Source organism: Stenotrophomonas sp. STEN022, assembly GCF_056760155.1.
The window spans coordinates 48610-72490 of sequence record NZ_JBRREG010000005.1 but is presented as its reverse complement, the minus strand read 5'-3'; the positions used below and the strand labels follow the sequence as shown (position 1 = coordinate 72490).

The window sequence follows — 23881 nt, the reverse complement described above, 5'->3', positions numbered from 1 at the left end:
CGCTTTCGGCAGCTTGACCGGCAGAGTGGCCGACACATTCCACAAGCTCGTCATCTATCGCTGTGCGATAGCTCCAGAAGTAACCAAGTTCTAGAAAAGAATGATCGACCTAATGCTTATGGTCAAAAAGGGCAGCCCGCGGCCAATCAGTATGATCGGCAAACAGGAGACTCACAGCAGACATGGTCGCAGGGGCTGTCGAAATGCCCCCCCGCCTACCGTTAGGGGGCTGATCAGCAGTTCCTGCGCCGCGGCCTGGCGACAATTCGGACTGCAGTTCATTGCTCCATCGATAGCTACACCGACCACCCTGCAGGAAACGCGTCGACCACCTACATGCCACTACTGCAAACTGGAAGTTCAGTGAATATCGACTATCGCACCCTATTTATACAAGCAACGAACGATTCAATCGCGCTTGGCCTACTTCCGCCTGAAGGCAAATCGACCATCGACCCTTCTGCCGTATCCGAAGACAGGACTATTCAGTATCTGCCGAAATTCATTTCCTTCCTTTATTTCTGTGGACTTGGCGACTCGGAAGCATTGAACAGCAACTGCATTGAAGTCCACGAAAAACTGCAATCGTTTCTGGGATTCTGGGGAATTTATTCACATATGACCATCGGGAGCATGCACGGCCTAGGGTGGGACTACTGCGCAACGGATCTCCCTAGCCTCATAGCAGAGTTAGACAATCAGAAAAAAGGGTGCAATCAACCTTCACACGTGGCTGACACTAAGCGATGCTTCGATCATTGATCGCACAGGCCTAGCTTCGCTCTATGTTCAGATGGATGAAAGCCATTTGGCGGAACAGTGTCTAATTTATATTCCCCAAGGCATTCAGGACAGCACTCACTACTACGTTCCTAGAATCATCGGCGCCGAGTTCTTGACGAGAACGAATAGCATCGCCATATGCCAAAGACCCAGTCCGCCGTGCGCATCCGGCTCTTGTCCATCAACGCCCTTGCAACATAGTCCGTAGCGCCAATACGAGGTCGAGAGGACGCGGCGTTGCCCGACCTCCCCGGCTAGCTCAACTGACCGAAAACTTGCATAGACGAGCTTATCGGGGTACTACGCAGACATCGCCATCGACTCCCCCAATGCTGGGATAGAACTGCAACTGATTTGTGCCAATGGCCCTTGATCCCTCCATGCGCCGGACGTAGCCTTCCCTATGGTCAAACACTGTAGCGCTGTCGAAGCACAACCCAAAATTCAGCCGGGGCCGCTATTGCCTCAAGCCACGGGGAACAGAAAGGATATGCTGACCGCCAAGAAGCCAAGCCATGGAGCGATACAACCAATAGGAATTTCCCCTTTAGGATGCGCTGCCATGCGGCAGGCCGAATACTCGCCAACTCAAGGATTTAGACATGCCTACAACAGCGGAAGCAGTATCTAACGAACTTGCACATGACATTTGCCATCTCGCAGTAGACTTCGCGAATTTTTCTTTAGACCGGATGCCAGAAACGTATCGGTATTTGTACAGGACCTGGATAGCACGCCTGGCTGATTCGGCTCTCAGCGAAGATGTGACAACCCCCATCGCACAAGCGGCGGACGTCCTGCGCCTGCAAAGCAACACAGATATCCCGCTCTTACTACTAGCAGCCGAAGTCGCCGCTGTGCGAAATCATATTGCACTCGCAAAGGCGAATGACTCTGACGATTTCGGCCTCCTCTCGGACACGGCGGGCGTCGTGAAAATTGTAATGGGAAGCATCAAGAGCATTCTTTCATTGACAGGTGCCGGGAAGGCATTAATTGAATCAATTGAAGAGCTTGCCGAGATATTCAAGATCGCAGCTGACCGCGGAGATTATTAACTAGATTGCCGCCATCACCGGTTGAACTTTGTTACACCATGATCACGCCCTGAAGCGATCATTGACTACCTCTGAATCACCCAGGCTCTTGTGGACACTCTTCAGCCGTTTTGGAAAGCTCTGAACAATCGGCTCAGGCGCGCAGATTTACGCGTTTGAGTCGAGATTACGGAGTCCGCGCGCGAAAGCGCCGTAACTTTCATATAGATCTTTGCACGGCAGGAGGGTATTTCCTGTCGAGGTTGTTTAGAGCTTCCCTAAAGAACTACCTGCCTTTGCCGCTACCCGACCGAATAGCTTGCTCCCCGCAGTCGAACATGGAGATGTTTAAAGATGCAGAAGAAGTTGATGTTGACCTCACTGATACTTGGCCTAGCGGCAACTACCGCGTGCTCTAAGCGGGGAGCCGATGTGCCGGCTCCAGCGGCGACCACCAGTATTGACATGAAGTCTTATATGGACCTGAAGCCTGTCGATCTGCAGCGGGACCCGGTGTTCGGCCCGAAGTTCACGGCGATCATCCCGAAATCAACCGCTGATTGTGTTCGCGGAACTCTCGAGCAACTGCGCCCTCTCGCCATGGGCAGCAAGGGAGAAGTCTACGCACAGGGCTTCGGATCCCACGCAGACAACTGGACCGAGGGTTACGTCGAGATTAGCCAGGATGGCCAACTGGACGTAGGTGTTGTTTGCTCAGACTTCGCGACAGCAGCTGATCGCCACATCCATTACTTCACAACGCGCGGTACGAATGTGCCGCTCCACGACGGAGCTAAGCTGTGGATCAACGAACTCACCAGCGGTGAGGGTACGCTGACCATCTTTGATGGAAAACAGCAGAAGGATACGGCTGTCGCCGAAATGGTGTCGTCAGTACGTACCGAGGTCGCTGGTGAACTCAGCATACCGGCCGTGACCGAGACGACCATCTCTGGAGAATCCTTCCAGTCAGTTGGTGGCATGCTGGCCGTTGCTGAGATCGACTATGTCCGAAAGCTAACGTGGAACGGAACCGCCCTCGGTGATATTGAAGATGATCACATCAACCTTGAGAAGGTGTACCGCTATGGCGACCGCGATGTTGTGCTGGTGACCCATGCTTGTGGCGGTAGTGCATGCACATTCACTGCGCTCGCCTTAGTGGAAATTCCCAAGACCGGGCAGCCCAAGGTCTTGACCAATGACGAACTGACCATAAATTCTGATGGCACGCTGCCGGATATCGCTGTGGAGCCGGATGGCAGTCTGTTGATCCAATTCACAGGATTCAAGGGCAAGGAAAAGTGGCGTTACTCCAATGGCACGCTGAACAAGGCGTAATCGCCTCAGGTTGCGCGCCGGCTTAATCCGGCGCAGCAACTAGCAATGTATACCCTGACCTTGTTTACGCTGACGATCGACAACCGGCACCACGGCTTCGGGTGTCGGTTGAAAATCATCCAGTCGGCTATGGCGGGATGCGCGAGAGGCCCTCCCCTCCCTCCGTTCGATACCCGCTTCCCGCCGAATGTGGCCGCTCGGCTGTCCACAGGATCTAGGCTATTTACTCCCCGATTCCTCAACCTCGCCCCTCCACACGAGACTGGAAAACAGCCCTCTAACCGACAGATGCGATGCTCATCCCGTGAGGTTTGAGCATCTCCTGGATCCGCTGGAATACGTGGTCCCCGCAGGTTCCCGCGCTTGCTTCGATGCACTCTGCCTCCTTCATGAAGGAGGCCCAGAATTCCGAAGGACCCGAAGACGTTGCCATGATGGAGGGAAGCCGAGCTTCCAACTGGTCCAGCCGCGAATCAAGTGCTTCCAGGTCCGTTTCCATGAATTCCTACGCGTCAGTTGTTTGAAGTGATTCGTCCGTCTACCAGTACCGGGTTTCCATCCACAACACGCACGACCACCTCAAAGCTCAACGGGTACCGCGTGCCCTCCGGCACGTCCGCCATGGCTGCATGCGCCTGGAACCGGCTGTAAACGGCCTCGATCGCAGCACGGCGATTAAGCCGTTGTGCATTTGTTCCTATCTGATCCTGCACGTCCCTGCCAATCACTTGGCCTGACGCCTTCAAACGCGCCTCTGCATCACCGGTGGCTCGGTAGAAGACGACGTCCCCACGCTTATCAAAGGTTTCCAAGTTGCGCACATGGATTTCAGATATTTCCACGAATTTCGCCGGCACCTTGTAGTCGTTTACTGTCAACGACCCAGCCAATGGTCCCTCTAGCAAGTCTTCAATCTTGGAAGCCGACGGTTTTCCCGCCAAAGTCGCCACGATGGCAGGGTAATTCTTGTATGCCCCATACCCTGCCCCTAGAACGATGGCGGCCAAGACCAGTTTCGGCCATATGCTGCGGGATTTGTTTCGCTAGCTTTTGGTCTGCTTGAACTGCAGACCAGCTAAGCCCTCCGTCGGCTGCTGGATCCTTGGAGAAGCGCCCTTGTCAGCGAGCACTGGCCTAATCATAATCGGGCCGGCTGGGACGGGGGCTGGACTGGTCGGCACAGGTGCCTCCGACAACCGAACGTCGGGGTTTCCGCATGATGGGCAAAATGATGCGCGGTCGCTAATCTGCTGACCGCATTCTGCGCATTTTACAAGAGCCAAGTTATTCCCCCTGTTGTGAACTCGCCGAGGAACTTCCCCGGCACTTCCCCCTCAATATTAGTCATCATAACCGGAGATGGGAGCCCCCCCCATCCCCGATTGGCCGTCTCGCGCAAGGCCCAAGCGATTACCATGGACTCGTCGGCGCGGTGACGCGTCCCAGCCGGCGTTTCCAGGGAAAATGTGGGACAAAGAATGGCAAAGGAATGGGCCCCGTCGTGGCTGGGCCAGCACTTAACCGGATCATCGGATTGGCGCTTGCGCCTGGCCGGCGTAGAGCTCGTCTTGTCGCTGGAGGACCGCATCTACCGCGTCAACGTTGAGGACGAGACCACTTATCGCGTCAAGGCCGGCACGCTCTGGACCGACATCACGCTTCACCTAGAGCGAGGCCAGACGGTGAAAGCCGATGGGTTGCCTAACGCCCAAGGCGCGGCTTTGGTTCAAGCGTTGAACGTGGCGTTCCTCAAGAGCGAGCAGCGCACGATCGACGCGTGGCTGGAGCACAAGGCAGAACAAGAGCGGGCCTGCTCGCAGCATCGTCGCTGGCTCACCCACGAGCAGCAGGAGGATATCCTCGCGGCTCGCCCCACCATTGACCCTGCCGCCCTCCGGTCCCTATTGAAGAAGCCGGGCGTGACGACGCAGTTGGGGCCGGCGACCCAGGCGATCGAGCGCTCGCTGGCCGCGTGGGAAGCCGACCACCGCCCCGGCTGGGCCGCGCTCAACGCCGCCCACGTCGAACGCGAATTAGCGGCCTGCAAAGACTTGCTGGACCGTGTGGAAAGCAAACCACTCACCACGGAACAGGCCAGGGCCGTAGTGTGCTTCGACAATCGCGTGCAGGTGGTGGCCTCGGCCGGCTCGGGCAAGACTTCGACCATGATGGCCAAGGCGGCCTATGCCATCCACCGAGGATTCGTAGCCCCCAAGCGGATCGTCCTGCTGGCGTTTAACAAACGGGCAGCTGAAGAGCTCAAGGAGCGCGCGGCCCAGGCATTTGAGCGCTTGGGCATGGCAGAAGTGACCGTGGAGGCCTCCACCTTTCACGCGCTGGGCCTGCTGCTCATCGGCAAGGCCACCGGTGAAAGGCCCGACATTCCCGATTGGGCCACGGACGCGGCCGGTGGGGTGCGCAAGCTCACCGAAATTCTCGAAGAGTTGAAGGACAGATCCGTCGAGTTCGCGAAACGATGGGATCTGTTCCGATTTGTCTTTGGGCGAGATCTGCCTGCTTTTGGGCAACCCGAATCGTCGGACGTGTGGGACGCTCAGGGGAAGGGTGCGCTGGTCACCAACCGCGGCGAGCGGGTGAAGAGCATGGAAGAGGTAATGATCGCCAACCTGCTCTTCTTGAACGGGGTCAATTACCGCTACGAGGGCTCCTACCCACACCGCACCGCCGACGAAATGCACCGGCAATACAAGCCCGATTTCTATTACCCCGATCTAGATCTTTTCCACGAGCACTTCGCGCTGGACGCAAACGGTGTGCCACCGCCGCGCTTCGAGGGTTACCTGGAGGGCGTGATCTGGAAGCGACAGCTCCACGTGGAGAAAGGCACCGAGCTGTTTGAAACCACCAGCCACGGGTTGCGCGAGGGCGACGACTTGGGCCGTTTGGAGCGCGAGCTGACCGCCCGTGGGCTGGTACTCGACCCCAACCCGGACCGGGAAATTCCCCAAGAGGGCCAGAAGCCCATGGACTCGGTCCAGCTCATTGGGTTAATTCGCACGTTCATGAGCCATGCCAAGAGCAACGGCTTGAGCGCCTCGGCTCTACAAGGGCGGTTAGACGCAATGCCCACCGATACTTTCAAGCTGCGCCACCAGATGTTCTTGGACATCGCCATCCCGATGATGGAGGCGTGGGACAAAGCCTTGATGGCCGAAGAGGGGATCGACTTCGAGGACATGCTCAACCTCGCCGCCGGCCACTTGGAAAGCGGACGCGTGGAATCGCCCTACGACTTGGTGATGGCCGATGAATTCCAGGACGCCTCGCGTGCCAGAGCCCGGTTATGCCGCGCCTTAGTTCAAGGTAAGGGGCGATTCTTTTTCGCCGTGGGCGATGACTGGCAGTCAATCAACCGATTTGCCGGTGCAGACGTGTCCGTGATGACCAGTTTCCGCCAGTGGTTTGGTCACGGCCAGGTGCTCAAGCTGGAGCAAACGTTCCGCTGCCCCCAGGCCTTGTGCGACGTCTCTAGCGCGTTTGTCTCCAAGAACCCTGTGCAGATCGCCAAACGCGTACATTCGACCACCACGGCGCAAGGCCCTGTGCTCCAGGCGTTCCAGGTAGACAGCAAGGAACAGTTGGCCGATGCGATCAACCGCTTCGTGATGAATTTGGCCGAGGGCGTACGCGATGGCACGATCCCGCCAGGCCGCAACGGCAAGGTGTCTGTTTATGTCTTAGGCCGCTACAACGGCGATAGGCAGTATGTGCCCATGAGGCCAATCCGGTTCAACCGGTGGGTAGACGTTTCGTTCTTGACCATACATCGCTCGAAGGGCAGCGAAGCGGACTACGTCATCCTCCCAGAAATGATAAGTGCCCCACAGCGGCGAAGCTTCCCCAATACCCGCACTGACGACCCTGTGTTGGCCTTGGCGATGCCCGAGGGAGATACATTCCCGCTGGGCGAAGAACGACGGCTGTTCTATGTGGCGCTGACCCGGGCGCGGAGAAACGTAGCCATGTTCACAGCGCGCGGCCAGTGCTCAACGTTCCTTCGCGAACTGCAAGAGGACGGCGTACTGGAGATCACCAATACCGAGGGCAAGGCGGTCAAGGAAGCCCACTGCCCGGCTTGCAAGCAAGGTGTGTTGGTCCTGCGAACCGGCCCCTACGGGGAGTTTCACGCCTGCTCCAACTTCCCCGTGTGCAGCTACAAGCCGAGGCGGCGCGGCGTAGACCCCTCACCGCTTGCAGCTCAAACGCCTCTTCCTGAGAGCAACCTGGCTGTGTCCTCTCGCCCCCAAGTCCACCCCGCGCCCACTTCTCAGCCCGCACCCTCCAAGCGAACGCTCTTCTCCATACTGGAATCCTTCAACAATGGGCTTGCGGAGATCAGCCGCAGCGTTGACCGCGCCAACGCCCTGCAGAACGCAACGTCGGACCTGAAGCACCAAATCTCAGCGGAGAAGAGCACGATTGAGAGTGCATTGAAGCTTGCGAGATCCCAGATTTCTCTAGATGAAAAGCTGAAGGATCCGCGCTTCAAAGAGGCCTACGAATCGCTATCGGGTGCTCTTACAGCCCACCGCGACAAAGCCAGCGATCCACAGCGGCCGGCCGGGACCCCGCTGCCCGCTTTTACACGCCCCCAAAGGCATCCAGTCGAAGAATTTGAAGTCGCGATCCAGCGGTCGTTCGATGGGCTAAGGGAAGATCGGGAAGCGTTCTTGTCAGTCGCTTACGGACAGTTGGCTGGCGATCCTCTTCTGCGTCGCCACTTCTTCGCGTCCTTAGAAAAAATCAACGGAAACCGATACCGAGCGTCCGTGGATCCGTATGGCACTCTGGAACAAAGAGGCTAACCCATGGCCCGACCACGCACCAAGCGCGATGGGGTGAAATATTGGCGAGCGGTCGAGGCGATCACCGAACTGGGCAGTGCAACCCTGGCAGAGATAGAAGCTTGGGACCGAGAGCGGTTTCCCAACGATCCGCTGGGCAATGCCCGCGCCGACTTGGAGTTGTTCACGGTGAACAGTGCCAGCCGGGTTCACTACAACTATGGACGCGTGGATTGGCGAAGCGATCAAGACCACCCTCACGACTTGTTGTTCAAGGTGGTTGACAGCGGCCCACCGCGACGTACCCGCTATGTACTGTTCAACTCAAGCCAGCACGGGCATTGGGATTTGCTACCGATCGGTGAGCGGAAGTGGCAAGCCATTCCGTTAACAATGGACGAGCAAACCAGGGCGGGAGCCGAAGCGCAGGCCTATGCATTCAATCCCCCCTTGCTCAGCACTCACGATGCCCGCCTGTGGGCAATGCGTGCGGTGGCCCAGCGCCGGGGCCAACCGTTGTTTCGCGCCAGACTGCTGGACGCATATGGCGGCCGTTGCGCCATCACCGGGTGCTCCGCTGTGGAGGTACTGGAGGCAGCGCACGTGCTGCCCTACAGAGGCCAGCACACAAACCGGGTGGACAACGGCCTATTACTGCGGGCCGATCTCCACACGCTCTACGATTGCGGGTTGCTGTGGATAACGCCCGAGAATACCGTGGCTTTAGCACCTTCGTTGCTTTCCACGGACTACACCATGTTTCAGGGTAAGCCCTTGCACCTGCCTACCTCTGCATCCTGTCGCCCCAACCCCGCACACTTAGCTGAGCACGCCAAGGCGTGCATCGAGCGCCACTTTACGTCGCAACTCTAGAATTAGGGATGCCATGCTGCTACGAAACACCACCCGCGCCAGCTGCTTAGATTGGCCGTATGCGATAAGAACGCCGGCACAGCCGCCTTTGGGTGATGCCTGGAACAACTCCCAGCCTTGCGACATGTAGCCCTAAAGGCCTTGGCTTGCGTCCCTGACACGGAGCCGGTGATGGCCAATCAAGTGTTCGCTGAGGACTAGGGTTTAATCGACCATAGATTGATCTTAGACACCTCGCTGCAGGCGATTTTCGAGGCCGAGTTAGGACGGGGCATGCCCGCAGTTGGAAAACTGGAGCGCTATTTCCCGCGTCTGCTGCGCTCACCTGCCCAAACCCCGCTCTTGGTGTCGGTCAGCGCCGCCGACGCGCCCCGGATGCCACCCGCAGCCCCCGGGGACCCGGGCTGGCCCACCCAAATGATTAACCTTCTCCATAATACGCAATGACTTCCAACGTTTTCGATCCGCGCGCCTGTCTTTTTCCTTAGGGGTGGTGGTTCACCTCATTCCCCTAGTGCTCGATCGATATGTAGAATCCAATTCAGCAATTTCACCGCGCAGTTATCTAACACCCAAATGGCTATCAATAAATCAGAGATATACGCCCACCTTTGGGCCACCTGCGATGAGCTGCGCGGTGATGTGGTCGACGCCGCTCCCTCATTCGCCACCTGCGAGTTCCGCGACAGCGCGTTAGCCAACGATGAGGCCAAGACCAAGCGTGTCGCTATCCTGCAGCAACACAAAATTCATCACGTGCGGAGTCTGTGATATGGCTGATGGCTTGAAGACGACGGGAGGAACCATGCAAAGTTACTCCCGCGAGGAACTTGAATCACTTGATGGCATTATCGACTACGCCGAGAAGATGATTTACCGAGACGGGCAACAACATCCATATACCTCATTGCGGCGAAGTGCTTATGGCAAGACGGTGGTGATCGAGACCGAAAAGATGGGCCGCCAAACTTTCCGTCTCAGCCAGACACCTGCAGTCATCACGCCCAATAGCTGTGGCTATGCGACGCCCCACTCTCCGGTTGGCCGCCTGTGTGGTTATGCCCGTTCCGGGGACAGAGGCGAAAGCACACTGTGGGGCGAATGGAAAGTGTCCGAGATCCGCCTTTTCGACCGTTTCGATGGTGTGCACTTCGAGGAGAACGTCCGCAACTTCCTCAGAATGCAGGTCTTCGGCGATCGGGTGAAAGACACCGTGACTGATCTGGCGGCGTCCCTCCGCCAACCCAGCAAATCGCTTCACGTGACGAAGGAAGCGGATGAAGCCAAGACACTGTCTTCCCAGGTTGAAACAGCTACCTTCATCGTTGCCGATGAAGAAGATGAGGGGATGATCGATCTCAGCGAGATCGATGAGTCCGAAGATGAGCCAGAAGTTCGCGCAGCCCCTCCTGCCGGTTACTTCGGTCTGAACGAAACCTTCTATGTCAACCGTACCCGCGAACAGGACGAGATCATCACCCGCTCACCATTGGGTGCAATGTTCGTCGAAGGCGTGGCCGGCTCAGGCAAGACTTCGGCTGCCCTCGGCCGCTCCAAGATGCTGTGCGACTTCGACGCCAGCAACGTCACGTCGGAGGCTGAGTTCCGGGACATTCTCGGAGCAGACGCAGCCTATTGGGACGGTAGATTCGCTGGGCAGTTCTCGCAGGAGAGCAGTGTAGGCTTTGTGCGTACGGGGGAGCTAATCCAGTACTTGAAGGAAACCTGTCGGCGCATCGATCTGCCGAATCTGCCCGTTCTTGAGTACAAGGAATTGCAGACACGTTTGCGCGATCACCGCGGGCTGGCTGGTGGTGGACCAAGCAAGTCGTGGGCGGGATCGATAAACGAACGCACCACGACGGTGGATACCACCATGGCGTGGCTGCGAGCTACAGATGCTGCGATGGGGCGGGAGTTGGCTGCACGACTGCGGGAAACACTACCGAGCCGTGACGAGGTCATCACGGGGTTCGAGGACAAGTATCTTGCAATTGCCGCTCGAGTGGCAGACAAGGCGTTGAGCGTGTACGCGGTTAATATCGAGGGCATTGCTCGCGAGTTGGAGCGGAGTGAGGGAGCGGAATTCCGGCTTGACCGGATAGTGGTCCGGATGCATGAGCGCCTTGCCAAGTTCCGTAAGGAAATCCTAGGCAAAGATGTGCTGTGGCTTTTTTTCAATGAAAAAACGTACATCGGTAGCCGGGAAACCGATCTCGCCCAGCAGTTAATCGATGACCTTGCCGAACTCTACGACCGACATGGTGCGCGACTGGTCTGGACTGGAGATGACGGTCCGTTTGATAAGCGGATTGGGTTCGTCGATGCCGATGGCAATGTCCTTGAGTGGACCAAAGAAGTCGCTGAACAACTGGCGGATGGCAGGGCTTTCATACGTGACGCGGAAGGGCGGATCGTCAAGGCTCTAGTGACGAGTTTAGACGACCTGTACCTGCGTCTACTGTCAACTGCGAGCGAGAAGGCGTACCGGAACAGGGAGGGAACACTTGTAGCGTTGAAGGCGGAACAGGGCCTGGGCCGGAGAAAAATCCAGCTCAAGAAGGAGGAGGTGGATGAGGATCCGGATCTGGACGATGGCGAGCCTGATGCCCGTACGGCGGCTGCTCAAAAGGTTGTAGGGAAACGCAGCATCGATTCCCGGCTGCGCCCTCTGCTTCGTCGTCGCATGCTCGCACCGTTGCGGGACATGGGGGGGTTGTATGAGGCGGGACTGATAAATCATACGACGTCCTTTCCAACCACGGATGTAATTGAAGAAATCAAGCAGAACCTGCACCTTCGGAAGCTTACGAATTCAGACATTGATCTGCTTCTGTGTATGTTCCAAATCGCTGGGCGGTCATACAGGGCGACACCAACACAGTTGTCAGAGCCTCCCTTCTTCCAGTCTGTATTCATTGACGAAGTGCAGGACTTCACTGAGCAACAAGTGTTCCTTATGGCGGAACAGGCTCGTCCAGAGTACCGTGCGATTACCGTAGTCGGTGACTTGGCACAGAAGCTTCATAACGGTACTAGCATTGATGTCAGAGCATGCCTCCCTCGCGGGAAGCTAGAACACGTCAAGCTCAGCCTGAACCTTCGGCAGGCAGATGCACCCGGGCTTGCGCTTTTCAGTGAGTGCTTTCGCGCGTTGGCGTATGGAGATGTCGAGATCGATTCACGCGTCGTTGAAACGGCTGTGAACGCGGGATCGGAGATTGCCCTGCCGATTCATGGGATCTGTCCTGATGATACGCATCTCGATCAGCGAATTCTGGAAGAACTGACCAAGCTTGGCGGCAGTCAAACCGCAGTTGTGGTTTTCCCCACACGCGTCAAGGCGGAAGAGACATTCACTCGCCTGCAGATCGGCTTGGCCGAGAAGATGATAAACGCCGACATTTCCAGCCATGTGGATCTGTCGAAGCGTTTTGTTCGGCACTTTGCGACCATCGAGAACACGAAAGGCTTGGAGTTCGACGTTGTACTTCTGCCAATGCTCGATGACTACGATCTGTCGGATGATCTCGACCGGAACCGTCTCTATGTGGGTATCAGTCGAGCAAAGCAGCGGTTAGTTTTGCTATCTCGCCAGAAAAATCTTGATCCCGTACTCGACAAGGTCGTTTCCAGCTATCGGGCCCTGTTAGGCGCAACAGCTGTCAAGAACTGACAATGTCTATCACCTCTATCGCATCAGTGTTCTAGGAACGCGCTGGGGAATGAGCGTGCGCAGACTTTTGTGTAACTCGAAACCTGCTGCCAAAAGGATCTGCCCCCCGGACCATCATCGAAGCCAATCGCAGTGCTAGGCCCAACCTGACCGGCAGCTACCGGCCAGAAGCGGACCTCGGGCTAATGCGATGGTCACTTCCCGCCCCTAGCTAGTTGGTTGCCGCCTACTTCAACGCCTCTCTCCATGCTAGGCAACGGGTACGGCGCTCAAAGGCCGCTCCAGGATACTGGTCGATTGCAATGATGTTCTCCGCCGGAACAGGCTCTGTCGAGTAAGCCTCGTAATTCACGACCCCAGGACGCTCAAGCAAGCCAGCGGTCTTTAGATCCACTTGGCAAACCCAATCCACAAGCACTTGCACTGCTCGCAAACTGGATATTGGCACCCAAGCGTCGATAACCGTGGGCCGTCCCAAGTTCTGCAACACAGGCGCAATTTGTCCGTCATTTGTATGCGCCCAATACATAGCTTCACCGCCCCAGCTCCGCAGAAGAGGACTAACGGCCTGCTCATCCGGCAATTCACTCGAGAATCCGAACCAGAGTTGTCCCTTGCGACTCCAGTGTCCCGCTTGGTGGCCAACTCGCAGCCGAGCTGCCAACTCATTTGCCAGATCACCCGCCGCTTGCGCAGCGTCAATTCGCTTTATTAGCAAGTCCTCAGACAGTACTTGAAGCCCGTCTTTGAGGATATCTTGAACTTCAGCGTCAAGCAGTCGCGTACAGTGCCACCCACGCAGAGCGTAACGTCGCACCTCCGGGGTCAAAAACTCGTGTAGCTGGTCATAGTTGCCGGCCCTTCTGGGACTCTCATTGAACCAAGGCTCCGACCACTGCCGCGAAGCGATCAGCTTCTCCCGCAGAGGTTCGGACCAGCTGTCTGGCCTATCGGGATCAAGCGGAAGGATTTGCATAGTTCTTTGACGATTGCACCAGAGAGAAAATCTATGCTACAGCTCGAACCGAACTGGATTAAGTTGGCAGCCGAGCGCCGGCTTTGGGCCGCATGACACCCTGCGGCCAGGAACGGACGTTCAACTATAGAATTAAGCCGACTCGCGAAGCGACTTCGGCTTGAATGAACCATTAGGACCCACTCGGACGGAACACGCGTAAAAGGCTTTCGAATAGCAACCAACCGCAGACCGGAAGCGACACCAAGAGCAGAAGTGGGGCCCAGAAAAGTGAAATGCCCAGCCATTCTTGGATGTTGTGACCATATGCAAAGCATGGCTCGATGAAGTTACCGGAGTCCCGGCATCCAAAGTAGTCAAATGCCCATATTCCGATCCACCACACAAGAAAACTAGCGAGTGGCAAGAGCGCGAGCATCAGGTTGCGGCACACTTGCTTCATTGGCCTAACTCCGGAATTCAACCGACCCGCGCGGCGGCATCGACTCTAATGAATGGTTAGAACTGGCAGCTATGGGGCCAGCCCCCGCCACCTGAAACTCCACCGGAACCAGGTGGCGACAAGCATTCGGTCTGCGTGGATAGCGCCATTGGGCAACGACAGAAAGAACAGCCTCGTTGTAACCGATGGGTTGACCGGCGCTACGTCCGACAGGATGCCACTCCGTTGAGACGATGACGGGCGATTGCACCTGACCCGCAGGGCCGATGACAAACGAAACCTGGGCTTTGCCAGAGAACTCGTTGTGCAGCCGGGGCGGTAGCCTTGGTGGAACCGTCGATTTAGGAGTAAGTCCAGAAGGACAGGTCGGGGGGGCTCGGCAGCAGCGCAAGCGCCAAGCGTGATGCCAAGAAACAGAGCTACCAAATTGCAAGTTGTTCTCATGGCGAGTCAAGCTACCCGATAGGCGGACCCGTGGGTCCGGTTACACGACTTACGCACAAAGCACCGTATGGTGGGCTTTCTCTTGTTACAGCTAGATTTTAGGGCGCCTGGGACCAGCGAACAAGCGAACGCAAGACCGGTCCCTGCGGTAGGCTCGTCGATCGCAACAATACCCGCTTTGGGTCGGAAGCCGCCCTCCCCTCGCCGCGACAAACATCCCTGATCCACTGTCTTGGCGACGTCCGCTTCCGGCCAAGAGCGGACACGCCCTCCCCCCGAATTGCCCGCCGCGGGCGAGATCGAGGACGGTCCAAAACACCGTCCACACAAAAATCTACGCACGCTCCTTTGTGGGCCAAAGAACGTTCTTCTCAAGTAAGGACTCCGCAATCTCTGGATTCAGCAGCAGACCGCCGCTTGCTGGCCAAACCCCGTGGCAGTACGCTCAAGGGACGTACCCGGCTCGCGTGATCTATCCGCCAGCTTTGTACCAGCGGTCATTAGTGCCCGTTGCCGCCGGGCAACACCAGGGGGAATCGCATGAAAACGTCGTATACGTTGCCGCTTTTGGTGGTCGCTTTACTATGCACTTCTTGCGAGAAGCTGAATCCTCACAAGACGAGTCGATCGGCCTTGGGAGTAGCGGGCAGCAAGGACACGCGCGGCACCCTCTTCGTGTGGGATAGCGATGTATCAGCTGCAGTTGCCTACCCTCATCGAACCATCTCCGAAGATGGAGCTATCAATGCGACTGCGATATGCATGCAGCGGGCTATGACAGCCGGTGCGGTCTCCGCCGAGGTCTCAGCCGCCATTAACGACACCGCTGCTGCGCTCATCAACCCCAACGCAAAAGTGACTGGTGAGCCACTCGCCCAAGGTGCTTTAGCTGTCAGTAACGCTATTACTACTCTCGCAGTCTCCACTGAGCGCACTGCTTATGTTGATACGACCCTTTTCTATCTCTGCCAGCTCCACGCGAACGGTGGACTTAACTCTGCACAATTGGACCGGCTGGTAGGCGACTTGATAGAAAAGAGCACCGCTATGCAGCCCGTGCATGCCGAACTGACGCAGCTTGTAGCGCCCGACCTCGCGGGGCGTGCTGCGCTCGCGAGAGAGCGTGCAGCGGCGAAGCGTGCTGAGGCGACGGAGGCAGAACGCGAAGCCAAACGTTTGCAGGACGAGGAAGACAAAGCGAAAGCACCAGCGACTAAGACCGACGGGGTAACTCAGCCCGTCCAACCTACGCCACCCGCGCAACCTACTACGTAACCATCTTCTGGCATCTCACAGATGCAGCGCGATCTTGGAGCGACAGCGGCCGACCAACAAGCCCGCGTACAAACGGACGCAACTGTTGGCTCGGCGCCCGCTCAGGTTTTACGTTTATGGCCGCGCAAAGGTCCGGTTTGGGTCGAAAGCGCTTGGTGTAGCATAGCGTTCAGATTAGTCCCACATCTTTCAGTTCAAGCGATATCGTAACCTAACCGCTTCTAGCACTTTCGCTCGGATTCCCGATGGCTGTCCCCGACCAATCTGACATCTCAGGACCGCAACGCGAAGTACAACGGCTCTTGGGCCGTTGCCTCTTGCGTTTGCAACAGTACGAGCGCCTGCTGAAGGCAATGATCGCATTCCAGAAGCTGTCTGGGACATCTGAGATGCTCCCGCATGCTCTAGGCGCCCGGATGGCAGAGACTAGCGACAAGACGCTAGGCACGTTGATCGGCCGCCTGATGGGCGACTACATCTTGAAAGAGGATTGCGAACTATCCGACGACACACACAAGCAACCTGACGGCTCAATCCATTTCAGCTTCCGGATGCAGCTCAAACTGCCAACCGAACGTCACGAGGCCCTCAAGACGGAACTGCGCGAGCTGGTGACACTACGAAATACACTGGTGCACCATTTCATCGACTTACATGATCTCTGGACTATTGACGGTTGCCTTCAAGCCCAGGGCGCGCTGAGCCGCTCATACGCAGAGATCGACCGGCACTTCGAACAACTGGTCACGTTTTCTGGCTACATGGATGAGGCAAGAAAAGCCGCTGCCGAGTTGGTGCAATCAACACAATTCCACGAAATGGTCGTCAATGGAATTGCACCCGACGGTAAGATTCTTTGGCCAATGGCGGGCATTGTCGGAGCGCTGAGGGAAGCTTTCCATACACTTTCCATCGACGACTGGGTAAACCTTGATGCTGCCACGCGATGGATTACCGAACACCATCCTCAGCAAACGCCACAAAAGTACGGTTGCTCCCGCTGGCGTCACGTCATTCACGAGTCGGGACAATTCGAGTTGCGTCGATTCACGCACAATGGACAGTTCGGAGCGTGGTATCGGGAACGACGCAACGCGACCGACCGTTAAACGAAAGCATCACGACAGTCGCTCAAGAGGTGCCTGCTCGCTACGGACGTCCGCTAACGGTCAGGTGACGCCCAGAGTCCAATAATGAGCGCGTACTCAGCGCCTGCATCCACGTGGCGGAGGTGATGCTGGCCTTGCCGGTCTGTGACAGGTGCCAACCCAACAGTTGCTGGGTATGGCAATCGATCACCAGCGCCATGCTGAGCGCCCCGTCTTTCCCTCCCCATACACAGCACGGGTCTGTGGCTCATCGCCGGCAGCTTATCCTGATCCAACAACGACGCCGCCAATTCCCAAAAATCGCTGGTATCGTCAAGGGGATTACAAGCATTTGCTCATGCCAGAGCAGAATGGCATGAGATACCATCTCCCCTGGTAGAACTTCTCGCTCTCCATCGTACTCGTAAAAAAGTGGGGGCTCGGAAAATCTGGATCGTAAACGGTACCTAGGTTTTCCAGGGAGAGTTTTTTCTCGGACGTCTTCGTATTTTTTTTCGTTCATTTTCCCGGAGTGGGTACGTTGAGGAGAATATGACGCGAAGTCTCCCCAAGAAAGTCGAAGCCGCCTGTCACCGCACTGATCCGCTGGAGCAGCGACGCCCCATGATGCAAGCATCGGCTGATTTCGCCCTTCCACTGGTAGCATGAGATAGGCAATGCTCTTCGCTCTCCATATCGAGGTTGCTCACAAGCTTGTGGGCATGGCCCCCGCTGCGTTCTTTGAGTACGCCACGGGCCTGAACCACATGAACTATCGTCGAGGACGTGGCTACGCAGCCTTCATGGCCAAGCGCGAGCAAGTCGAAGCACATTCGGACTCGCTACTGCTGCGCATGCTCCAGAAACGCGGCGTCCCAGACGCCGAATTTCGAGGATTCAAAGAGGAAATCCCCCAGGGACACTCGGCGATCATGCTCTACGGGCTAGGTTTGCTCAACGAGCATACGTCACCACCAACCCGAGAACTGGTCGCCATGTTCGATGCGTCCGACAAACGGCTATGTCAATTGTCGGACACAGACGTGTCCGGCTTTTTCGACGAGATAGGCCCGCAGTCCGAGCTTGGGCCTGCCTACTGCGCAACGTTGGCGGTGGCGGGTATCCGAGGTCCCACGCTGGAGCTGACCGCACCTGAGCGGGCCGCCTTCAATCTGGCCCTGAACCGGCGCGCCAACATGGCGCTGTCATTCCTGGCTGCAGTGGACCACGAAATCGGGCATTGGATTGGACGGACCGGGGTGCCAGACGCCTTGGCGGGTCTCCCCAGATTTGCAGTGCTGTTGGCACCGCCTGGACCAACTCATCGGCGTCGCCATACCCCAGCTGACCCTACCGCGCGCCTCGTAGATTTCATTGGCGCCGTCGGCTACTACTTGCGCGAGGGCCGCTGGCCTGAGCGCCCGCTCCCTATCGCGGACATGGGCATCCAGGCAGATCTATCAGGGACACGACTTGGCGAGGGCGATCGGTTCGTTCGCGGCTTCAGAAGTGGCAAGGCCCAGCTAACTCGAAAGTCATTCAGAACACTGGTCCACACCCAACTCTGGACCCCCAAGGCGAAGGCGTCTGATCTCGATGACCAAGCGGACCTGCTTGAAACCTACCTGGTGGCCGCACTCTTGTTGAGCCTACTCCTGCCAGACCACCCAACCACCGCGGGCCACATGGACCGCACGGGTTGGCGGGAGGCCTATCTGGGATGGTGGGAGCGGCATAGACACCGCTACCCACCCCCGGCCCCGTCGACAGGCCCACCGTCCCCAGCTCGGCTGATCGATCCGTAGTCAGCGCTTCGCAGGGGCGTTGCTGCGGTTGCCGCCAGACGGCATCCCAGGCTTGGTCGACGGCCACCCAGCGGGGCCTCGAGCGCCGCCGGCAGTCGAGCCGCCCTTCGAGCCACCACCGGCCTTCCCAGCCGATCCACCATTACCCTTTGCCATATTCGTCTCCTTGTTAGCCCCACACGGGGCAAGGAAAGCTTGAACGTTGGCGCACTCCGATTAAGCCCTGAAAGTTCACAGGGGGACGTTGCGCTGGTGAGGCTGGCGTAGGCCCCACCATGGGGCTTAACTGAAGTATCCGTGTTAGCAGAGGGGGGAACCCTCTCGAAAAAAAGAATACCCCCCCATTCATCATCGATGCTATTCTCTCAAATGCTTTTGACGAAGCGCCAAAAGTGAGAAAGGAAGCATCAGGGGGATGCATGTTGGAAAAGGATTATTATGAAGTGCTGGGAATCCGTCCCAGTGCGTCAATCGATGAAATCGACCTCGCGTACAAGGGGCGGCGGAGCCAGTATCACCCGGATCGTTACGCCAGTTCCGATTCCGAAACCCTCGCCTGGGCCACGGAAAAAATGAAGGAACTGAACGCGGCATACTCCATCCTGAAGGATAAGAGTGAGCGAGCACGGTTTGATCAACAGCGTGGGAAGCAATCTGCCAAGCCGGCAGCTTCACCACCGCCCATTCCCGAGCCGGACAAGCGCAGCCCGTTGCTGGATTTTCTTCAACGGTATGTACCGGACAATGAGTTCTTCCAGAAGATACATGTCGCTCCCAACATCCCGCAAAAAAAGCTGGGTGGCGCCCTGGAAAGCTATGGCCGTGGGCTAAACCCCCGTAATGTCATCGCGCTGATCGACGACACCGTCTTCGGGAGTGCTAAAGAGGGTGTGCTTATCACGGAGCAAGAGCTCAGGTTCAAGGCGGTCTTCGAATCCCCCTGCTCGGTCCAGGTGGAAAAAATCGGCAGCATCGAGGCTTATAAGAGCAGGATCACGGTCAACGGGCAGGAATTTGGCAAACTGAACGTGCCGGACTCAGATGAAGTCCATCAGTTCTTTGACTTCTTCAATGCCTTTTGTCAGCAGCGCCACGCCGATGCGCCGCGCGAGACCAAGCACAAGCGCCCGGCTTCTGCCGGAACAGAACACCAAGCCCTCACGCTACTGGAAAAGGGCTACTACAAGAGCTTTGAGCAAAACATAGACAGGAGGATCAAGACTACTCAAGGAGCGGAGCAAGCGGTCCTGCAGCTCGCCAGCCGGCTTCTTCCGATCTCCCTGTCGCTTGCAGAATGGATCGAATCGGAGAGCGGTGTTCCTCGCGAACTGCGCTCACTCTGGACGAGCGACGCCATTCGCTTTGAGCTCCTTATCTACTCGACCGCTGCCGCTGAGCACTTGATCAGAGCAAATATCCCTGATGGGCGTGAGTATGCGGATGAGATTGCAGCAGCTACCGCGACCACCCTGCTGATCGAATGCATCATCGAGGTCAGTGGTTTCAGTGAGATCCGAGGTCTCCACAAGATGGAAACCATCCAGCAAGAGCTGAGGAAGTCGGGATTCTTCAACGAGTTCATGCGCAGATGGGGCCGATACAAGCTCCTGATATCAGAAAGGGATGCCTCCGGCCTGATTGATGAGTTCGAGCATTCCATCCGCTCGCCCGCACTAATGGAGCTCTACCCAGTGACCGCTTTCGGCAACGAATTCCTGAGTTTCATGCACGAGGCAACAGATAGATATCTGCCCACGAATGCCATTCCCGGGTTTCTGGATGACATCGATGACGATATCGAGAGCGCGCTTCTTGAGTGGATCGCCTAGTGCCAATAAATGACTGCTTCGAATTCAAGGAATGACCGTGAAGAAACTGGCCGCACTTTATTTCATCATTGCAATCATCTTCGCTTTCTACGGGAACTGGTGGGGCGACGACGCTTACAAGGGCTTTGCATACAACGTGGGCAAGTCAATCATCTGGCCTGCAATTATCTTCCCGTCGCTGGGGAAGATACTCGGCGGCATTGTACTGCTTGGCGTACTCGGCCTGGTCCTGGCATCGAAGAAGTGAACCACATGGCGAAGAACGCAACAATCATCCTCATGGCGATGATCGTCTCGATGCTGCTTGTGGCATGCGACGGAAAGTCGCGAAGCAGATATGTGGCCAGTTGTACCGCTCAGGGCATCCCGAAGGAACTGTGCTCGTGCACGTACAAGGAGCTGAAAGGCAAGTTCAGCAGCAGCCAGATCGACGACTATGTCCGAGTCGAGAAGCTCCCGGACCGGGAATGGAATGGGGCAATGGTCGACGCACTTGAGAGCTGCGGAGTCGGTAAAGAAGCCGCCTTCATAATGAGGCGCGCATTTGGGCTTGACCAGCCGGCAGGCCTTCCCGATCCGGCGCTTGCTAAGCCCCCTGCAACGCCTCAGCAGGATTCTCAGCTTCCCCTGCAAGAACCGGCTTTTTCGCAATGCGGAAAGGACGCTGACTGCAAGGGTGACCGGATATGTGAGTCTGGCCAGTGCATGGCACCTTCCAATACTGGTTCCATTCAGTCACCTGCGGAGCCTGTGCACTCGTCGCTATCAACTGACGCGACGACATGCACAAATGCTGAGCGACGGATCTTCAGCTGCACCACAACAAACCAGAAGGAGGTAACGCTGTGCGATTCCGGCTCGGCACTGCGTTACATCTTCGCGCGGCGTACGGAGAAGTCCGAGATGAACCTCTCTGTCCCCCACAGCATGGTGTCAGTGGCGCGAACCTCGTCGATGGACACGGTCAGAATTCCTACGGGAAATACGGCCTACAGCATCTTCGACCGGATCGGTGAGAGTGGCGCCCGGGAAGCGGGCGTCGAAGTCGAGATCAATGGCCGTCACGCCGCAACAGTTCAGTGCACGCCATCGTCCGTCGAAAACCTGTTCGACAACTTTCGCCCATAGGTGAGCGCGGGCGGGAGTTCTTGTGTAAATATTATTTTCCCCCTAAGGAGTCACCCTTCAAGCTGGATGGGATATCGGCTCAAGTCCGCCTTTCGATTACTAACGGGTGAGGTGCATCGTGGTAATCCCCCCGCAGATTAGCTGACGCCAAAAGTGGAATTTTCTCGTACCCTTTTCCGAGGAGGTTCCATGAAGACATCCCGTTTCACCGACAGCCAGATCATCGCGGTACTCAAGCAGGCCGAGACCGGCACGCCCGTACCGGAACTGTGTCGCGAGCACGGAATCAGTTCGGCAACTTTTTACAAGTGGCGCAGCAAGTTTGGCGGCATGGACGCATCACTGATGTCCCAGCTCAAAGAGCTGCAGGAGGAGAACCGGCGCCTGAAGAAGATGTATGCCGAATCGCAGATGACCGCCGAAGTACTCCGCGAGGCGATGGCAAAAAAGATGGTGAGGCCATCTCAACACCGGGAGATGGCCAAGTGGGCAGTGGCGAACAGGGCGCTGAGCGTCCCGCACGCCTGCCAGGCGTTCGAAGTCAGCCAGACCTGCTACCGCTATCAAGCCAAAGCGAGCGAAGAAAACGAGCGGATAGCTGATTGGCTTGTCCGGCTGACCACGGCCTATCGCGATTGGGGATTTGGCCTGTTCTTCCTGCACCTGCGCAACGTGAAGAGCTTTGGCTGGAACCACAAGCGGGTGTATCGCATCTATCGGTAGCTGGAGTTGAACCTACGGATCAAGCCGAAGAAGCGGTTGGTGCGCGAGCGGCCGGAGCCTTTGAAGGTGCCGGAGACGATCAACCAGGTCTGGTCGATGGACTTCATGCACGATCAGCTGGCTGATGGCCGCAGCTTCCGGTTATTCAACGTGCTCGATGACTTCAACCGCGAGGGACTCGGGATTGAGATCGATCTGTGGCTGCCATCGGGCCGAGTCATACGATCGCTGGAGCAGATCATCCAATGGCGCGGCAAGCCAAAGGTCATTCGCTGCGACAACGGCCCCGAATACCTCAGTGGTGCGCTACTGACCTGGGCCGAACGCGAAGGCATCCTGATCGAGCAAATCCAGCCAGGTAAGCCACAGCAGAATGCTTACGTCGAACGCTACAACCGCACCGTCCGCTATGCCTGGCTGGCCACGACCTTGTTCGACACCATCGAGCAGGTGCAGGACAAGGTCACGCGCTGGCTATGCACGTACAACCACGAGCCCCCCAAAATGGCGCTCGGCGGCATCACGCCAGCAATGAAACTGGCGATGGCCGCATAGCTCCACTTTTGGCAGCCGCTAAAAGCGGGGGATTACCGTTACAGGTGCCAACTATGAACTTCGCACTCATCTAGCTCTTTGATGACTCACACCGAGAACAGAATGAACGTAACAAAGACAAAGAAGCGGGAGAAGAAACTGTCTGCGGAAGACCTGGGTAGTGTTTACGACCCGGACTTCCCAAGCACCCACTTCTTCTACGAATACGATGGCGAGCGAGAAGTTCTACCAGGGAGGATGGTGTCTCATGCCATTCTTCTATGGCACGAGCAGATGTTTGCGAATCCACTTGACGATACGAGCGATCTTTGGGAGTTCGCCGCCTCACTGTTGGAGCAGGATGAATTACCGGGGATGGGCTCCAAGCTTGAATGGTTGCGCTTCCAAGTCGTGATTGGAGCATTGTCTCCCAAATCCTGGAATAGCCTAGACCCTTACCCATACAAAGGAATGCTTATCGCGGCCATCTACATCCAAGAAGCACGGAGGCTTTGTGAAGAAGAAGATCCCAGTGACCGACTGTGGCATGTCATCACGATGGCCTACTACAACCTCGGCCTGAACTCGCGCCTGAGTGCAAAGAAGACCTTTGCGTACTACTCCGCAAAGGACAAAGCAGAAGACTCGGAGGACCGTCGAGTCTATGTACTCGAGGTTCTAAAAAGACTGCAGGGCAACCCAAAGATCACCAGCATCGAGAAAGCCAAGGATGCGGTTATCGACTTCATATGCACCCACAAGAACAAAGACGGTGAACTCGCACTCCTTGCTGCGTTTGAGAAGCTTGATCACTATGTCCCAGAGGGCAACAAGCACAACAAAGACAACAACGCAATGGACCGCCTGAGGAATACGCTCGACGACTGGGCACGCCCGAATGGGCCTTATCCACAGATGGCAGAGGCCTTCGCTGCCTTCCGACGCAAGACATCCAAGACAGCCTCATCTCCGCCCTCAGCTCCACGAAGTACTCAAGAAAACATCGAGATCTCTACCAAAGAGTTCCATACAAGAATCGTGCTCACTGGATCCACCGAATTTGAACGCGTGCTTCACTTTTCTCACGATACCGATAAGTGATCAGGGCCACCTAAGCCCAAT

The 23881-nt window shown here is 56.8% G+C and carries 17 protein-coding genes and 1 pseudogene; 15 read left to right on the top strand and 3 right to left on the bottom strand.

What is annotated here, in order from left to right; translation table 11 throughout:
• The first annotated feature begins 363 nt into the window (after positions 1-363).
• The 3 genes from ACVOMF_RS02545 (at position 364) to ACVOMF_RS02535 (ending at position 3161) form a co-directional block, all read left to right on the top strand.
• Complete coding sequence (locus ACVOMF_RS02545) at positions 364-762, top strand: hypothetical protein (RefSeq protein ID WP_481507867.1); 399 nt, start codon at positions 364-366, stop codon at positions 760-762.
• A gap of 623 nt (positions 763-1385) precedes the next feature.
• Positions 1386-1841 (top strand): hypothetical protein, encoded by a 456-nt coding sequence (locus ACVOMF_RS02540; RefSeq protein WP_481507866.1) that lies wholly within the window; start codon positions 1386-1388, stop codon positions 1839-1841.
• 444 nt (positions 1842-2285) lie between these two features.
• Positions 2286-3161, top strand: coding sequence for a hypothetical protein (locus ACVOMF_RS02535; protein WP_481507865.1), 876 nt, complete (start codon positions 2286-2288; stop codon positions 3159-3161).
• Positions 3162-3673: 512 nt separating this feature from the next.
• Here ACVOMF_RS02535 and ACVOMF_RS02530 read toward each other — a convergent pair.
• Both ACVOMF_RS02530 and ACVOMF_RS02525 read right to left on the bottom strand, forming a co-directional pair.
• Positions 3674-4168, bottom strand: coding sequence for a hypothetical protein (locus ACVOMF_RS02530; RefSeq protein WP_481507864.1), 495 nt, complete (start codon positions 4166-4168; stop codon positions 3674-3676).
• A gap of 36 nt (positions 4169-4204) precedes the next feature.
• Positions 4205-4444 (bottom strand): zinc-ribbon domain-containing protein, encoded by a 240-nt coding sequence (locus ACVOMF_RS02525; protein WP_481507863.1) that lies wholly within the window; start codon positions 4442-4444, stop codon positions 4205-4207.
• 258 nt (positions 4445-4702) lie between these two features.
• Between ACVOMF_RS02525 and ACVOMF_RS02520 the strand changes: the two genes are divergently transcribed.
• The 6 genes from ACVOMF_RS02520 (at position 4703) to ACVOMF_RS02495 (ending at position 16761) form a co-directional block, all read left to right on the top strand.
• On the top strand, positions 4703-7987 hold the full coding sequence (locus tag ACVOMF_RS02520) for a UvrD-helicase domain-containing protein (RefSeq protein WP_481507862.1): 3285 nt from the start codon (positions 4703-4705) through the stop codon (positions 7985-7987).
• Positions 7988-7990: 3 nt separating this feature from the next.
• Entirely contained in the window at positions 7991-8839 is an 849-nt protein-coding gene (locus ACVOMF_RS02515) for an HNH endonuclease (RefSeq protein ID WP_481507861.1), read from the top strand.
• A gap of 576 nt (positions 8840-9415) precedes the next feature.
• Positions 9416-9610, top strand: a complete 195-nt coding sequence (locus ACVOMF_RS02510) for a hypothetical protein (RefSeq protein WP_481507860.1) — start codon at positions 9416-9418, stop codon at positions 9608-9610.
• 1 nt (position 9611) lies between these two features.
• Entirely contained in the window at positions 9612-12515 is a 2904-nt protein-coding gene (locus ACVOMF_RS02505) for an ATP-binding domain-containing protein (RefSeq protein WP_481507859.1), read from the top strand.
• Positions 12516-14917: 2402 nt separating this feature from the next.
• Entirely contained in the window at positions 14918-15652 is a 735-nt protein-coding gene (locus tag ACVOMF_RS02500; protein ID WP_481507858.1) for a hypothetical protein, read from the top strand.
• Between the two features lie 245 nt (positions 15653-15897).
• Positions 15898-16761: an OST-HTH/LOTUS domain-containing protein gene (locus ACVOMF_RS02495; RefSeq protein ID WP_481507857.1), complete on the top strand. Its 864-nt coding sequence runs from the start codon at positions 15898-15900 to the stop codon at positions 16759-16761.
• Positions 16762-16801: 40 nt separating this feature from the next.
• Here ACVOMF_RS02495 and ACVOMF_RS02490 read toward each other — a convergent pair whose 3' ends face one another.
• Positions 16802-16951 (bottom strand): hypothetical protein, encoded by a 150-nt coding sequence (locus ACVOMF_RS02490; RefSeq protein ID WP_481507856.1) that lies wholly within the window; start codon positions 16949-16951, stop codon positions 16802-16804.
• Positions 16952-17417: 466 nt separating this feature from the next.
• On the opposite strand from ACVOMF_RS02490, the gene ACVOMF_RS02485 reads away from it, so the two are divergent.
• The 6 genes and pseudogenes from ACVOMF_RS02485 (at position 17418) to ACVOMF_RS02460 (ending at position 23860) form a co-directional block, all read left to right on the top strand.
• A complete protein-coding gene (locus tag ACVOMF_RS02485) occupies positions 17418-18545 on the top strand; it encodes a hypothetical protein (protein WP_481507855.1) in 1128 nt (375 codons plus the stop codon).
• Between the two features lie 419 nt (positions 18546-18964).
• Complete coding sequence (locus tag ACVOMF_RS02480) at positions 18965-20374, top strand: J domain-containing protein (RefSeq protein ID WP_481507854.1); 1410 nt, start codon at positions 18965-18967, stop codon at positions 20372-20374.
• Positions 20375-20411: 37 nt separating this feature from the next.
• On the top strand, positions 20412-20621 hold the full coding sequence (locus ACVOMF_RS02475; RefSeq protein WP_481507853.1) for a hypothetical protein: 210 nt from the start codon (positions 20412-20414) through the stop codon (positions 20619-20621).
• Between the two features lie 5 nt (positions 20622-20626).
• A complete protein-coding gene (locus tag ACVOMF_RS02470; protein ID WP_481507852.1) occupies positions 20627-21502 on the top strand; it encodes a hypothetical protein in 876 nt (291 codons plus the stop codon).
• 189 nt (positions 21503-21691) lie between these two features.
• Positions 21692-22780 (top strand): annotated as a pseudogene (locus tag ACVOMF_RS02465) (IS3 family transposase).
• 102 nt (positions 22781-22882) lie between these two features.
• Positions 22883-23860 (top strand): hypothetical protein, encoded by a 978-nt coding sequence (locus ACVOMF_RS02460; protein ID WP_481507851.1) that lies wholly within the window; start codon positions 22883-22885, stop codon positions 23858-23860.
• Positions 23861-23881 lie beyond the last annotated feature (21 nt).

What these genes read in the sequence shown, in the direction of transcription:
- ACVOMF_RS02540 (WP_481507866.1), top strand. Translation starts at nt 1,386, where the DNA reads ATGCCTACAACAGCGGAAGCAGTATCTAACGAACTTGCACATGACATT.
- ACVOMF_RS02535 (WP_481507865.1), top strand. Translation starts at nt 2,286, where the DNA reads ATGAAGTCTTATATGGACCTGAAGCCTGTCGATCTGCAGCGGGACCCG.
- ACVOMF_RS02515 (WP_481507861.1), top strand. Translation starts at nt 7,991, where the DNA reads ATGGCCCGACCACGCACCAAGCGCGATGGGGTGAAATATTGGCGAGCG.
- ACVOMF_RS02510 (WP_481507860.1), top strand. Translation starts at nt 9,416, where the DNA reads ATGGCTATCAATAAATCAGAGATATACGCCCACCTTTGGGCCACCTGC.
- ACVOMF_RS02505 (WP_481507859.1), top strand. Translation starts at nt 9,612, where the DNA reads ATGGCTGATGGCTTGAAGACGACGGGAGGAACCATGCAAAGTTACTCC.
- ACVOMF_RS02500 (WP_481507858.1), top strand. Translation starts at nt 14,918, where the DNA reads ATGAAAACGTCGTATACGTTGCCGCTTTTGGTGGTCGCTTTACTATGC.
- ACVOMF_RS02495 (WP_481507857.1), top strand. Translation starts at nt 15,898, where the DNA reads ATGGCTGTCCCCGACCAATCTGACATCTCAGGACCGCAACGCGAAGTA.
- ACVOMF_RS02485 (WP_481507855.1), top strand. Translation starts at nt 17,418, where the DNA reads ATGCTCTTCGCTCTCCATATCGAGGTTGCTCACAAGCTTGTGGGCATG.
- ACVOMF_RS02480 (WP_481507854.1), top strand. Translation starts at nt 18,965, where the DNA reads ATGTTGGAAAAGGATTATTATGAAGTGCTGGGAATCCGTCCCAGTGCG.
- ACVOMF_RS02470 (WP_481507852.1), top strand. Translation starts at nt 20,627, where the DNA reads ATGGCGAAGAACGCAACAATCATCCTCATGGCGATGATCGTCTCGATG.
- ACVOMF_RS02460 (WP_481507851.1), top strand. Translation starts at nt 22,883, where the DNA reads ATGAACGTAACAAAGACAAAGAAGCGGGAGAAGAAACTGTCTGCGGAA.